This window comes from Streptomyces sp. HB132, assembly GCF_016909575.1.
Classification (GTDB): Bacteria; Actinomycetota; Actinomycetes; order Streptomycetales; family Streptomycetaceae; genus Streptomyces.
Genome location: NZ_JAFBGA010000001.1, coordinates 844,221 through 857,445, shown reverse-complemented (window position 1 = coordinate 857,445; position 13,225 = coordinate 844,221). Strand labels below are relative to the sequence as shown.

13 protein-coding genes are annotated in these 13,225 nt (G+C 72.1%); 4 read left to right on the top strand and 9 right to left on the bottom strand.

Annotated features, from left to right (window positions below; all coding sequences use genetic code 11):
• Positions 1-12 precede the first annotated feature (12 nt).
• From JOC24_RS04165 to JOC24_RS04130, 9 genes are all read right to left on the bottom strand, one after another.
• Positions 13-1,254: a hypothetical protein gene (locus tag JOC24_RS04165; RefSeq protein ID WP_374104470.1), complete on the bottom strand. Its 1,242-nt coding sequence runs from the start codon at positions 1,252-1,254 to the stop codon at positions 13-15.
• Positions 1,247-3,022, bottom strand: a complete 1,776-nt coding sequence (locus JOC24_RS04160; protein WP_205018766.1) for a DUF3492 domain-containing protein — start codon at positions 3,020-3,022, stop codon at positions 1,247-1,249. Before JOC24_RS04160 ends, JOC24_RS04165 begins: the two co-directional genes overlap by 8 nt.
• Positions 3,023-3,211: 189 nt before the next feature.
• A complete protein-coding gene (locus tag JOC24_RS04155; RefSeq protein ID WP_205018695.1) occupies positions 3,212-4,852 on the bottom strand; it encodes a dipeptide ABC transporter ATP-binding protein in 1,641 nt (546 codons plus the stop codon).
• Positions 4,849-5,838 (bottom strand): ABC transporter permease, encoded by a 990-nt coding sequence (locus JOC24_RS04150; protein WP_205018694.1) that lies wholly within the window; start codon positions 5,836-5,838, stop codon positions 4,849-4,851. The genes JOC24_RS04155 and JOC24_RS04150 overlap by 4 nt, the downstream gene beginning before the upstream one ends.
• A complete protein-coding gene (locus JOC24_RS04145; protein ID WP_205018693.1) occupies positions 5,835-6,842 on the bottom strand; it encodes an ABC transporter permease in 1,008 nt (335 codons plus the stop codon). The genes JOC24_RS04150 and JOC24_RS04145 overlap by 4 nt, the downstream gene beginning before the upstream one ends.
• A gap of 2 nt (positions 6,843-6,844) precedes the next feature.
• A complete protein-coding gene (locus JOC24_RS04140) occupies positions 6,845-8,581 on the bottom strand; it encodes an ABC transporter substrate-binding protein (RefSeq protein WP_205018692.1) in 1,737 nt (578 codons plus the stop codon).
• 201 nt (positions 8,582-8,782) lie between these two features.
• Positions 8,783-8,878 carry an Ms4533A family Cys-rich leader peptide gene (locus JOC24_RS34140; protein ID WP_324605360.1) on the bottom strand — a complete coding sequence of 32 codons (96 nt, stop codon included), beginning with the start codon at positions 8,876-8,878 and terminating at the stop codon, positions 8,783-8,785.
• Positions 8,879-8,966: 88 nt separating this feature from the next.
• Positions 8,967-10,289: a DUF3152 domain-containing protein gene (locus JOC24_RS04135; protein ID WP_205018691.1), complete on the bottom strand. Its 1,323-nt coding sequence runs from the start codon at positions 10,287-10,289 to the stop codon at positions 8,967-8,969.
• An 8-nt stretch (positions 10,290-10,297) separates the two neighbouring features.
• Positions 10,298-11,263 carry an alpha/beta fold hydrolase gene (locus tag JOC24_RS04130; RefSeq protein WP_205018690.1) on the bottom strand — a complete coding sequence of 322 codons (966 nt, stop codon included), beginning with the start codon at positions 11,261-11,263 and terminating at the stop codon, positions 10,298-10,300.
• Between the two features lie 110 nt (positions 11,264-11,373).
• Between JOC24_RS04130 and JOC24_RS04125 the strand changes: the two genes are divergently transcribed.
• The 4 genes from JOC24_RS04125 (at position 11,374) to JOC24_RS04110 (ending at position 13,221) form a co-directional block, all read left to right on the top strand.
• A complete protein-coding gene (locus JOC24_RS04125) occupies positions 11,374-11,589 on the top strand; it encodes a hypothetical protein (protein ID WP_205018689.1) in 216 nt (71 codons plus the stop codon).
• A 168-nt stretch (positions 11,590-11,757) separates the two neighbouring features.
• Complete coding sequence (locus JOC24_RS04120; protein ID WP_205018688.1) at positions 11,758-12,399, top strand: TetR/AcrR family transcriptional regulator; 642 nt, start codon at positions 11,758-11,760, stop codon at positions 12,397-12,399.
• A 126-nt stretch (positions 12,400-12,525) separates the two neighbouring features.
• Positions 12,526-12,753, top strand: a complete 228-nt coding sequence (locus tag JOC24_RS04115; RefSeq protein WP_031091197.1) for a DUF3107 domain-containing protein — start codon at positions 12,526-12,528, stop codon at positions 12,751-12,753.
• A 195-nt stretch (positions 12,754-12,948) separates the two neighbouring features.
• On the top strand, positions 12,949-13,221 hold the full coding sequence (locus tag JOC24_RS04110; RefSeq protein ID WP_205018687.1) for a hypothetical protein: 273 nt from the start codon (positions 12,949-12,951) through the stop codon (positions 13,219-13,221).
• Positions 13,222-13,225 lie beyond the last annotated feature (4 nt).

Below are 13,225 nucleotides of genomic sequence, written 5' to 3'. Positions count from 1 at the left end.
GGCGGGGCCCGGTCAGGCCGAGGCGTGGGCGGATGCCCGGGTGAGGGTGACCGATGCGTGCAGCAGCAGCACTGCCGCGGCGATGCCGCAGGCGAGGACGGCCACGCCGCCGGGGCCTGCCGCCATGACGACGGCGTCGACGGGACGGGCGAGGAGGCCCAGGCCGGGCAGCCGCCCGGCGAGGACGAGGAAGGGGGCCGCCACCTCGACGGCGCAGGCGGCGGCGAGTCCGGTGGCGGCCGGTTCAGGGAAGCCGTGTACGGCCAGCAGGCGGGCCACGAAGAGCAGGGCGCCGAGGGCGGCCGGGCCCAGGAGGCTTCCGCCCTGCCCGGGGTGGCCGAGGTCGGCGAGGAGGAGCAGCGCGGTCAGCGCGCACAGGAAGAGCGCGACGACACCGAGGAGCAGGGGGCGTACGCCGGAGCCGAAGTCGGACAGACCGTGGGACGCTGCGAGCCTGCGGCGCGCGTGTACGGCGAACAGGTGGGCGCACCAGGCCGCGGGGGCCAGGGCCGGCAGGAGTCCGAGCAGCGGGGCGGGCGCGGCGGTCCAGTGGCCGTCGGGGCCCCCGCTGACGACCTGGGTGAGCAGGTCGTCGCCGTACACGACGTAGCCGAGGAGCCAGCAGACGTACGGTGTGACGCCCCCGGCGGGGTCGGGGACGCGCAGCGGGCCGCCGCGCAGGGCGAGCCGGAGCCCGAGGACCACGAACAGCGTTCCGACGGCGGTCACCGCGAACCGGGCTTCTCCGTCGAGCACCCCCTCGGTGAGCCTGAGCACCCCGGCGGTCGCGAGGCAGGCGGCTCCGGGCAGCAGCGCCGCGAGCGTCCAGCCGGCCCGCACGTCCTTGCACGTGTCCGGCTTCGTCACGGCGGCACGGGGTGCCCTCCTGTCCACGCCGGGGGCGCGGGCGTAGAGCTCCTCCGCCAGTGAGAAGACGTCACGGTGCCGGTAGCGCGCGGCCGTCCGGTCGGTGAGCCCGTGCGCCTCCAGACCGGCGGCGATCTCCAGGGGGTCGACGGCGCGCTCGCAGAGGTCCCGGTGCCGGTGCATGAGCACCTTCACGGGGTCCGCGGGTCCGCGCCGCGCCGCCGGTCTCCGGGTGGGGTGATAGCCGATCTCCGGTGCCCGTACGCCGGAACGGACCGCGGCAGTGCCCAACCCCGCAGGCGCGCACCCGGCGCCCGGGTCCGGGGCCTCGGGCGGACCGCCCCTCGGGGTCCCTCCGTGTTCGTGACCGCTCGTGTCGTCACGCATCGCCGCCTCCGGCTCCGCGTGCGCCCGCGCACACGCCCTCCACGCCGATGGCCCAGGTCGGCACCCGAACGGGGATGCCCGCGGATGCCGGCGCGACCGGATCGAGGGGTGGAGCCCCCAGCACATGCGCCTCCGGGGGCGTGGCGAAGGGGCGCGGCGGACCGGCCGGGTCGCGGGGGTCCTCCGGTGTCGCCCATCGGGCGGGGGCGTGCCCGACGAGGTCCAGGTAGATGCCGCGGAACGCGGCGAGGTTCTGTTCGACCGTGAAGAGTTCGAGTGCCCGGGCGCGCGCAGCCGCCCCCAGGCGTGCACGGCGCTCCGGGTCGCGCAGGAGCGCGACGCAGGCGTCGGCGAGCGCCCGCGGATTGCGCGGGGGCACGACCAGACCCGTACCGCCGACGACTTCGACCACGGCGCCCACATCCGTCGAGACCGTGGCCCGCCCGCAGAACATCGCCTCGACCAGGCTGATGGGAAAGCCCTCGACGACGCTGGAGAGCACGACGACGCCGCCCGCGGCGTAGGCCTCCGCGAGGTCGGGCACCTCGGGGCCGCCGATCTCCTCGAAGGTGACCGGGTTGTCGCCGACGGCATGGGCGTCCGCGGCCTCGTCGGGGAAGAGCTGGGCGGCGAGTGCCCTGCAGTGGGCGCGGTAGGTGTCGCCCTCGCCCGCCTGGACCGGTGCGCCGAAGATCCGCAGCCGGGCGTCCGGCTGCGCCCTGCGCACCTCGGCGAACGCGTGGAGCAGGGCGATCAGGTCCTTGGCGGGTTCGATCCGCCCGATCCACACCAGCGTGCCGGGGCCACCCTCGTCGGCCCCCTCCCCCACGGCTCCGAACCGCTCCGCGTCCATGCCCGGGTAGACCGTGCGCAGCTTGCTCCGGTCGGCGCCGAACCGCTCCTGCCAGCGGCGGACATGGGTGTTGCCGGGGGTGATGAGCGCGGCCTGCCGGTACACCTCGGAGGCGAGCAGTCCGTGAAGGTTCGCGAGCAGGGCGCGCACCGGCGCACTCAGCGGGGCCTCGGGCGCCGCGAGGTAGTGGGCCCGCAGCGGCACTCCGTGCTCCGTCACCAGCAGCGGCACACCGAAGAAGCGTTTGGCCAGCAGTCCCGGCAGGGCAGCGGCTCCGCCTGACGCCGCGTGGCAGAGGTCGACCGCGCCGAGGCCGTCCTCGTCGTACCAGTCGAGGGAGAGGGGACGCAGGACCCGGTCCAGTTCGGCCACGAAGCCGAGGTAGTCGGGAACGGTGGCACCGTGGACGGTCCGGCCTGTGCCGGGAGCCCGGCAGGCCCCCTCCACGATGCGTACGGTCGTCTCACCGAGCAGTGCGCGGTGCAGTCCACCGCGCTCCCGCGCCAGTTCGGCGAGGCCGTAGAGACCGTCCGCGAAACGGCCGGCCGCCGTCCCGGCGCCGTCGGCCGCGCCCTCGCAGACCGCGCCGACGAGCGCCTTCACGTGTGCGGTGAAGCGCAGTCGGTCCCGCCGTCCGTACGATCGTCCGAGGCCGGTGGCGATCCTGGCCGTAAGACCTCTGGGCCGGCCGGTGTGCCGGGCGTCCACCCCGTGCGTCCACATCGGCGCCGTCCGCACACGTCCGACCCGGTCGGGGAGCCTGACCCAGCCCCGTTGTTCCTGATCGGCGGAGCGGCTGAGTGCGAAGACGTCGAACTCGTGCTGAGGGAGTCCGCGCACCAGACGGTCGCACCAGAGTCTGGACTCACCGGTCGCATACGGATAACCACCGTCCGTGAGGAGTCCGATCCGCACGAGCACACCCCCGATCTCCCTTGTGGACGGCCGCCGTTGCTCGGCGACTCGCGGCGGGACGACCGTATGCGGACACACGGGTGGTGCGACGGACTGTTGTCCGTCGCACCACCGAAAGGGGTGAACCGGCGTAACTTTCCCGCTCCGGTCGCGTTCTGTTGCGACCGACGGGCATTCGGTCACGCACAGTCAGGCTGCGGCCAGCTCCGAGCGGGTCGCACGGCGCGCGGCGGCGTGAGCGGGATCGAGCGTGGGGACCGCGGCGAGGAGCTGTTTCGTGTACGGGTCCTGCGGCGATCCGTAGACCTCGTCCACGGCGCCCTGCTCGACGATCCGGCCGTGCCGCATCACCGCCACCCGGTCGCTGACCTGCCTGACGACGGCCAGGTCGTGGGCGATGAAGACGAGACCGATGCCGAGTTCGCGCTGCAGCTCGGCGAGGAGCGCGATCACCTGGGCCTGGGTCGTGACGTCGAGCGCGGAGACCGGTTCGTCGCACACGATCAGCTTCGGCTCGGCGGCGAGCACCCGCGCGATTCCGATCCGCTGGCGCTGCCCGCCGCTGAACTCGTGCGGATAGCGCTCGTACCGGCCGGCGTCGAGGCCGACCCTCTCCAGGAGTTCGCGTACGCGGTCCCGGATCAGGGTCTCGTCGGTCTCTCCGGCGGCACGCAGCGGGTCGGCCACCGACTCGCCGATCGAGCGCCGTGGGTTGAGCGAGGCGACGGGGTCCTGGAAGACCATCTGGAGCTCGCGGCGGAAGGGACGGAGGCCCCTCTCCCCGAGCGACCCGATCTCCACGCCCCCGTACCGCAACCGGCCCGCGGTGGGATCCTCCAGCCGTACGAGCATGCGCCCGAGCGTCGTCTTGCCGCTGCCGCTCTCCCCCACGATCCCGAGGGTCTCGCCGGCCCGGACGGTGAGCGAGACCCCGTCCACGGCCGTGACCCGTTTCGCGCCCCGGCCGAACTCCCGCCGGAGCCCGACCGCTTCGAGGAGCGGTCCGGCGTCGGGGGTGGCGGTCCTCGGTCCGGGGACAGCGGCCCGTTTCTCGTCGAGCCGGGGTACCGAGGCCAGGAGCTCCCGGGTGTAGGTCTGCCGGGGCGCGCCCAGCACCTCGGAGACCGCTCCGCGCTCCACCGCACGGCCGTGCTGCATCACCAGGATGTCGTCGACGCTCTCCGCGGCGACACCCACGTCGTGGGTGACCAGCAGCAGTCCCATGCCCGTCTCCCGCCGCAGGTCGTGCAGCAGGTCCAGGATCTGCGCCTGCACGGTGACGTCGAGGGCGGTGGTCGGCTCGTCCGCCACGATCAGCCGGGGCTCGCAGGCGAGGGCCATCGCGATGAGAGCACGCTGACGCATCCCGCCGGAGAACTCGTGCGGCCTGGACCGGGCGCGGCGGCCCGCGTCCGGAATGCCTACCCGGTCCAGGACCTCGACGGCCCGGGCCCGGGCCGCCCGGCGGGGGACGCGGTTGTGCACCCGGTACACCTCGGCGATCTGGTCGCCGACCGTGTAGTACGGGTCGAGCGAGGACAGCGGGTCCTGGAAGACCATGGCCGCCTTCGCGCCCCGCAGCGCGCGCAGTTCGGCCTCGTCCGCGGCGCCCACGTCCGTACCGGCGACCCGGACGGTCCCGGTGACCCGGGCGCCGGTGCCCCGGTGCAGTCCGAGCAGCGCGGAGGCGGACGCGCTCTTGCCGGAGCCGGATTCGCCGACGACACCGAGGGCGGCGCCCGCCTCCAGCGTGAAGGAGAGCCCGTCCACGGCGCGGACGGCACCGAAGTCGATGGTGAGGTCCTCGACCTGGACCAGCGGTGTTGTCATGACAGGACCACCCGTCGGTCGGCCAGCGCGTACAGCATGTCCGCGACGGCATTGGCGAGCACCACGAAGAAGCCGGTCACCAGCACCATGCCGACGACCACCGGCAGGTCGACGACCTTGACGGCGTGGACGAGTTCGCGTCCGATTCCCGGGATCCCGAAGAGGGACTCGGTCAGGACCGCGCCGCCGAACATGCTGCCGAAGTCGAGCGCGCTGAGCGCGATCACGGGTGCGACCGCGCCGCGCAGCGCGTGCCGCCCGATGACGGCCCGCTCGCTGACGCCGTACGCGCGAAAGGTGCGTACGTGGTCCTCGGCCAGTGTCTCCAGCATGGAGCTCCTGGTCAGGCGGGCGTACTTGGCGGACTCGATGAGCGCCAGGGACACCCAGGGCAGCAGCAGCCCCCAGGCCCACTGTTCGGGGTCCTCCGTGAACGGCACGTAGGTCGGCGACGGCAGCCACTGCAGCGTGGAGCAGAAGATGATGATGAGCAGCAGTCCGATGACGAAGACCGGGGTCGCCGTGCCGGCCAGGGTCAGCCAGGTCAGGACCCGCTCGGTGATCCTGCCACGCCGCCGGACGGACAGCACTCCGGTGCCGACGCCGAGCAGGATCCAGCAGAGGAACGCCCCGATGACGAGCGAACCGGTCACCGGCAGCTTGGCCAGGATGAGCCGCATGACCTGCTGGTCGCTCTGGTACGAGACACCGAGGCAGGGCGCGGAGCAGTGCTCCACGCCCGTGCCGGTGGAGAAGTCCCTTCCCGCGACGATGCCCTGGAGGAAGTGCCAGTACTGCGTGTACACGGGGTCGTCGAGCCGGAGCTGCTCGGTCACCTGGGCGACCTGGGCCGGTGAGCAGCGTGGACCGCAGGCGATCTGTGCGACGTCGCCAGGGGCCACGTAGAAGACCGCGTACAGGACGACCGTCAGGGAGAGGAGTACGAAGACGGCTCCGCCGAGCCGTCGCAGCAGGAACCCGGTCACGACGTCTGCTCCTTCGTGCGCTCCTTGCGCTCCCTGCGTCCGGTGCCGATCCGCAGCCGGGAGGCGGCCCTGGGATCGAGTGCCGTGCGCACGCCCTCGCCGAGGACGGTCAGGGCGAGCACGGTGACGAAGAGCAGCCCGGCCGGCAGCAGGAGATAGGTGGGGGCCGACTGGTACCAGGTGTCGGCCTCGGTGAGCATCTGTCCCCAGGACGGTGTGGGCGGTTTGATGCCGACGCCGAGGAAGGACAGGGCCGCTTCGACGGTGACGTTGACGGGGAAGAGCAGTGCGGCGTACGTGATGACGGGCGCGGCGAGCGAGGGCAGCAGTTCGCGCCGGGCGATGCTCCACCGCCCGCGTCCGCTGAGCCGGGCCGCGGAGACGAAGTCGAGTGACTTCAGGGCGAGCGCCTGGGCCCGCACGATCTTCGACGTCCCGGCCCAGTTGATGCCGCCGATGACCAGCGCGATCAGGACTGGCCGGGGGAACGAGGGCGGTACGACGGCGAGCAGCCCCAGGGCGATGACCATGAGCGGCAGGGCGACGTTGATGTCGGTGATCCGGCTGAGGACCTGGTCGACCCAACGGTTCCCGAGGGCCGCGGCGAGCCCCACCACCACTCCGATGGTGACCTGGAGGAGGGTGGCCGCGACGGCGACGCCCAGCGAGACCCGGGCCCCGTGGACGACTCGGGCGAACAGGTCCCGGCCGGTCTGCGGTTCGACGCCGAACCAGTGGTCCGCGCCGACACCGCCGAAGGGACCGATGGGGACCCCGCCGGCCGCCGAGTCGACGAGGTCGGGGTGGTAGGTGTTGGGGTCCTGGCCGGCCAGCGCGCTGAGCAGCGGCGCGGCGAGCGCGGCCAGGAAGAGCAGGAGGACCACGGCCGCGGCGGCGGTGGCCGCGCGCTGTGCGCGCAGCCGCCGCCAGAACTGCCGGGCCCCCGAGGCGGGGGCGGCGAGGGGCGCCGCTCCCGCTTCCTGGACCAGAAGTGCTTCCGACATGGTTACTTGACCGCGGCCTGGGAGACGTCGAGAACGCCGGTCCAGTCACTGATGACCACGTTCTTGACGTCCTTGCCGACGAGCCGCTTGTACACCGGGTGGAACAGCGGCACCGTGAGCGCCCGCTCACCGATCTTCTTGTCGAGCGCGCCCCAGCGCGTGGCGGCCGCCTCCAGGTCGGTGAGCTTGTTGATCTCGTCGATCTCCTTGTTGACCGACGCGTCGTCCAGGAAGCCGGTGTTGAAGTTGGCCCCGTCCTTCACGATCTGGCGGCCGTCGAAGATCGGTGCGAGGAACGGGCCGCCGGAGGGCCAGTCGGCGCCCCAGTGCGCGAGGAAGAAGCCCGGCTCCTTGGACGCGCTGTGGATGGTGTCGGAGTAGTCGTTGCTCTCCAGTCCCTTGAGCTCGACGGTGATGCCGGCCTTCTTGAGGGCGGCCTGGAGCGCCGTGGCGATCTCCGGGCTGGTCTCGAAGTCCTTGTCGTTGGAGTGCGTGAGGGTGACGGTCAGGCCGTCGGGGTGCCCGGCTTCCTTCAGCAGTTCCTTGGCCTTCGCGGCGTTGCCCGTCCTGCCCGCCGGGAAGTGGTCGTACGGCGTGTGGCCGAAGGACTTCTGGTTCGGGAGGTAGGTGGTGGCCGGTTCGGCGAGCGAGGAGCCGCCGGCCGCGTTGATCACCGAGGAGCGGTCGACGGCGTACGAGATCGCCTGGCGCACCTTCGGGTCGTCGAACGGCTTCACCTTCGGGTTGAAGGCGATGTAGTTGGTGTAGCCGAAGTGGCCGGTGCCGACGCGGGCGGCGAGGCCCTTGTCGCCGGAGACCTTGGCGAGCTCGGCCGGCCCCAGGTTGGTGTCGGTGGTGACGGCGGCGGCGTCGGCGCCCTGCGAGGCGGAGAGCCGCTGGTTGATGACCGCGGAGTCCAGGCCGGAGCGTACGTCGATCCTGTCCGGGTAGGCCTTGCGCTCCTCGTCGGTGGACGCGGCCCAGTGGGGGTTGCGCTCCAGGACCAGCCGCTCGCCGTCGTTCTCGTTGGAGACGACCTTGTACGGCCCCGAGGAGAGCGGGTGCGCCTCGTACTTGGTGCCCGTGTCCTTGGCCTGCGGCACCGGGGTCGTCTGGGTCTGGGTGGCGAGGTACGGGAATTCGCCCTCGGGCTTGTTCAGGTGGAAGACGATGGTCTTCTCGTCCGGCACCTCGATCGAGTCGAGGCCCTTCTTGTCCTTGTACGGGCCCTGGTAGTCGGCCCCGCCGATCAGCCAGTCACGCAGGTAGGGCGCGCCGCCGGACAGCTCGGCGGCGAACGACCGCTCGATGCCGTACTTGATGTCCGCGCTGGTGATGGCGGTGCCGTCCTCGTACTTCAGCCCGTCCTTGAGGGTGTACGTCCAGACGGTGGCGTTCCTGCTCGGCGTACCCAGGTCGGTGGCCAGGTCGGGGACGACCTCGGCGCCTGCCGCGCCGTCCTCGCGGTTGCGGGTGGTGAGCGTGCGGAACACCAGGGAGGGGACGTTGCCGCCTCCGGAGGTGTAGAGCCGCGCCGGGTCGAAGTCCTCCTGCGGGTTGCTGTTGAGGACCGTGAGGGTGCCGCCCTTCCGCGGCTCGCCCGAGGCGCCGGACCCGGCGCCGTCGCCCCCGTCGCCGTTGTTCCGGGGGCCTGCGCAGGCCGCGAGACCGGCGACCAGGGCGAGGCTGACGGCGGCGGCGGTTGCCACACGGCGCGATATGACGGACGGCTGACTCATCGGAAGATGACCTCTCGGTGTGCTGCGGCAAGGAGGAGGAGACATGTCCGCACGGGCGCAGCAGGTCCCGCCCAGGTGAGGGGAGGGGACCGGAGAGACCGAAATGCCGCGCCTGCGGACGGAGTACGCCCGGGCGCGGCAGAGGAGGGCCGAGGAGCCGGAAAGGGCTCTTCAGGGGGTCGACGCGCGCTCGAGCAGGCGTCAGCGACAGAGAACGTCGGCTACGCAGTGCCCGGCAACGCCGAGCAGCGCCAGCTCAAGGGCGGCGCGCTCGGAGGATGCGGGGCTGCGTGACATGGGGAGAAATATGGACGACCCCTCTCCCGATGTCAACGCGAGATGAGACGCCCGTCCCGCCATACGGACACGACAGCCGCAGGCCTGCTCAACTTCCCGGATAGACCCAGGGGTTGGGACGGCACTTGACGCCGTCCAGGTCCAGGGTCTTGGTCTGCTGCTGCATCACGGGCGCCGGGGCACCAGGGGTGCTGCAGTTCACGTGGTTGTGCCCCAGCCGGTGGCCCACCTCGTGGTTGATCAGCATCTGACGGTAGGCCAGAAGCTTGTCCGCCCCGAAGGTCGAGGCACCCTGCGCCCAGCGGTAGGCGTTGATCATCACGCGGTCGGTGGCGGCCGAGTCGCAGGAGACGTTGTCCTCGGCCGTGTCCAGGCCGGACTTCTCGCACCAGACGGCCGTGGTTCCCGGGCTCGCGAGAGTGATCACGAAGTCGGGTTCCCCGGAGGAGATCCGCTCGAAGGTCATGGCACCGTTGTGCGCCCAGCTGCGATCGTCGTTCAGCGTCCTCTGCACCGCGTCGGCGAAGAGAGCGGAATCGAGCCCGAGGCCCTGCTCGACGTCGATCCGGTATTGGTGCTTCTGGCCCTTGCCCGGCGCCTTGGCCAGTCCAGGCACCGCCTCGAACTTCCCGGAAGCCTTGAGGTCGGGCGCCAAGGGGAAAGCGGAGGCCATCTTCTGCCCGTACGACAGGGGCTTGCCCTCCTGCCGCTGCGCCTCGGGCGCGGACCGGTCCAGCGAGCGGGAGGCGTCCCCGGAGTCCTGCCGGTCGGCTTCGGCGGACCGCGGGCCGTCCGTCGCGCCGCCGGAGTCCTGCGCCACCTGCCCGGCCACCACGACCGCGAGCACCGTCGTCACGGCGGCGGCCGCGATCCCGGTGAACGTCCGCCCCTTCCCGCCCCTGGCCCCCCGCCCGTCTCCGTCGTCCGCGTCGTCGGGTCCGTCGGGAACCGACGGGGTGCGGACCGCGTCCTCGGGCGGGACCGGCGGCTCGGGACGCGCGGGTGCGGTGTCGAACGCCTCCAGGAACTCCCTGCGCGGGCCCGGTACCAGTGCGGCCCCGCCGGTCTCCGGCTTGGCCGTCCGCCGCCCGGCCGCCTGCTGCGCGGCCTGCTGCCGCGCCATCGCGGCCTGCCCGGCGCGGAAGACCTCCTGGCCGCCCGGACCCGACGGAGACGGGCGGCCGCCGTGCGGTGGCTGCGGCCCCGTTCCCCAGCCACCGCCCGGCTCACGCTGTTCGGGGTGCCCGCCGCGCACCTGCGGTGCGTCGCGGAACGGGCTGTGACCCTCCCTCGGGGGCGGTGTGGCGGAGTCCCGCCCGCGTCGGCCGGTACCCCGCTCCACACCGGCGCCCGCAGTGGCACCGGTCTCGCCCCGGGTGGCCTCGGGGCCCTTTCGGCTATGTCGTCCCACGCCCCGGATCAGCTCCCGCCGCGTTCGTCGAGCAGTTCCCGGAAGGCCTGGGCGACCGCCTCCGGGTACTCCATCATCGCCACGTGCCCGGCGTCGGGCAGTGTCAGCAGGCGCGAGTCGCGGAAGGCCGCGGACGCCTTGCGTGCCATCCGGTACGAGACGAGCTGGTCACGTCCGCCGTACACGAGCAGGGTCGGTGCGAGCACCCTCTCCGCCTGGCGCCACAGCCCCTGCTGTCCTCCCAGCGTGTAGGCATCGACGATGCCCCGTGCCGAGCGGGTCATGGCGTCCCAGAAGTACGGCAGTTCCAGTCGTCGCTCCATCTCGGCCACCGCGTGACGGAAGGCTTCGTCGGAGATTCGTGCCGGATCGCCGTAACAGAGTGCCATGGCGCCGCGGGTGCGCTGCTCCGCGGTCCACCCGCGGGTGAGCCGGGCGAACAGGGAGGCGACACCCGGAAGCGCGAGCATCGCGGTCGGTACGGCGGGCCGCTGGACCCGGATCTCGGGCAGGGCAGGGGAGATCAGCGTCAGTGTGCGCACCAGATCGGGCCTGGCGGCCGCGACCCGGGTGGCCACGGCACCGCCCAGAGAGTTACCGAAAAGGTGAACGGGCCCACGCCCGCCGGCGTCCAGCAGCCGGATCACCGCCCGGGCGTGTCCGGTGACGGAGTAGTTGCCGTCGTCCGGCGGCGGGGAGTCCCCGAAGCCGGGCAGGTCGACCGCCTCGCAGTCGAGGGTGTCGGCCAGCAACGGCATCAGCGCCGACCAGTTCTGCGAGGAGCCCCCCAGTCCGTGCACGAAGAGAGCGGGAGCAGGCCCCGTCGTGAGCGCAGGACGGGAACGGACGCTCAGTGAGAGGCCGGCCAGCGCGACGGACCGCAGCTCCTCCCCCTCCGCGACCCGTACGGCGCTCACCGTGGGCGCCACCGCGGCAGCGGCGGCGTGGATACCGGGCAGCTCGGTCGAAGACATGCGGCAATGTTACGAGATGATCACGCGGGGGTTCATGTGTTCGCGGTCACAGGCCGCATAGCGCCCCTCGGGGGTTGCTCCTAGGCTGCAAGTGAAGGAAGGGAGCCATCATGACGGTCGACCCGAGCGACCCGGAGACCTTCGAGGATCCCCAGCCCGACGAACCGGACCCCGAAGCTCCCGAAGCCGACACCGCCGAGCAGCAGGCCGCCGTCCGGCCGGAGCGCGACGAACCGCTCACCGGCATCGACCGCGGTGCGGCGAACGAGGCGGATGCGGCGGAGCAGGCCCGCGTTGTGACACAGGATGAGGACGATTACCGGTAGATCGCACCGCTTTGCGGCGTGGACCGGTGCATTTGCGGCTATCGCAGCCGTCCGGTCCGTGAAATTCTCTGTCCGCACCGCGCACACCCGGGTTACTCAAAAGTACGATGGCCCGACGGCGCAGCGTGCACGGTACGACTGTGTTCGATCACGAATTTGGGAGGCGGCGTGACAGCCATCGAGCAAACAGAGGCGGCGCGCCCACGGGGCACCCGGCTCCCCCGCCGTGCCCGACGCAATCAGCTGCTGGGCGCCGCGCAGGAGGTCTTCGTCGCCCAGGGCTACCACGCCGCGGCGATGGACGACATCGCCGAGCGGGCCGGCGTCAGCAAGCCGGTGCTCTACCAGCACTTCCCCGGCAAGCTGGAGCTCTACCTCGCGCTCCTCGACCAGCACTGCGAGTCCCTGCTCCAGGCGGTCCGTACGGCGCTCGCCTCGACCACGGACAACAAGCTGCGCGTCGAGGCGACCATGGACGCCTACTTCGCGTACGTGGAGGACGAGGGCGGCGCCTTCCGTCTGGTCTTCGAGTCCGACCTCACGAACGAGCCGGCGGTCCGCGAGAGGGTCGACCGCGTCTCGCTGCAGTGCGCGGAGGCCATCTCCGACGTCATCGCCGGTGACACGGGCCTGTCCAAGGACGAATCGATGCTGCTCGCCGTCGGCCTCGGCGGTGTCTCCCAGGTCGTCGCGCGCTACTGGCTCTCCAGCCCGTCCGGCATCCCGCGCGAGTCCGCCGTGCAACTGCTGACCTCGCTCGCCTGGCGCGGCATCGCGGGATTCCCGCTGCACGGCACCGATCAGCACTGAGCTCCGGCGCCGATGTTCGCTGCGGGCGTTGCCGGTCGACCCGTGGTCCGTCCCTTCACCGGGCTAATGTGTGCTGCGTACGGCGCGGTTCACCGCGCAGAGACGGACCGTCGGAGGGACATAGCCGTGGAGGTCAAGATCGGGGTGCAGCACACGCCCCGCGAGATCGTTCTGGAGAGCGGGCTTTCCGCCGAAGAGGTCGAGAGCGCGGTCGGCGAGGCGCTCGGCGGCAAGGCACAGCTGCTCAGCCTCACGGACGACAAGGGCCGCAAGGTCCTGGTGCCGGCCGACAGGATCGCGTACGTGGAGATCGGCGAGCCCAGCACCCGGCGGGTGGGATTCGGCGCGCTGTAGCCCGCGCGACGCGGCAGCACAGGTGGAGGCCCGGCGGAATCTTCCGCCGGGCCTCCACCGTTTCTTCCACGGATCTGCCCGCGATCTTCCCCTCGGTGGGGTTCAGCGGGGCCGGGAAGGGTTGTGGTCCGCAGGCCACGGGTAGAACCGGCTAGGACCGACCGACCGCCACGCCGTCAAGCGAGGTGACACCCTGTGTTCTGGGAATCCATCAGCTCCGTCGTGCTCGGACTCGCCCTTTCCTGGGTCGCGCTCCACTCACTGTCCGACCGCCTCCCGTCCTCCCGTGTGGTGTTCGTCTCGGGTGGGCTGGGTGCCCTGTTCGGCGCGTATCTGACGCATTCGACCCTGGGCTCCGGCCACGTCCTGGCGACGCCCACGGGTGCTGTGCTGGTCGGGGCGGTGGCCCTGTCCCTGTTGGTCAGGCCGCGGGGCCGCCTACCGGTGCGGTCGGCGGCGGCCCGGTAGGGCC

What these genes read in the sequence shown, in the direction of transcription:
- JOC24_RS04145 (WP_205018693.1), bottom strand. Translation starts at nt 6,842, where the DNA reads ATGTCGGAAGCACTTCTGGTCCAGGAAGCGGGAGCGGCGCCCCTCGCC.
- JOC24_RS04125 (WP_205018689.1), top strand. Translation starts at nt 11,374, where the DNA reads ATGACGGTCGACCCGAGCGACCCGGAGACCTTCGAGGATCCCCAGCCC.
- JOC24_RS34140 (WP_324605360.1), bottom strand. Translation starts at nt 8,878, where the DNA reads ATGTCACGCAGCCCCGCATCCTCCGAGCGCGCCGCCCTTGAGCTGGCG.
- JOC24_RS04130 (WP_205018690.1), bottom strand. Translation starts at nt 11,263, where the DNA reads ATGTCTTCGACCGAGCTGCCCGGTATCCACGCCGCCGCTGCCGCGGTG.
- JOC24_RS04155 (WP_205018695.1), bottom strand. Translation starts at nt 4,852, where the DNA reads ATGACAACACCGCTGGTCCAGGTCGAGGACCTCACCATCGACTTCGGT.
- JOC24_RS04140 (WP_205018692.1), bottom strand. Translation starts at nt 8,581, where the DNA reads ATGAGTCAGCCGTCCGTCATATCGCGCCGTGTGGCAACCGCCGCCGCC.
- JOC24_RS04165 (WP_374104470.1), bottom strand. Translation starts at nt 1,254, where the DNA reads ATGCGTGACGACACGAGCGGTCACGAACACGGAGGGACCCCGAGGGGC.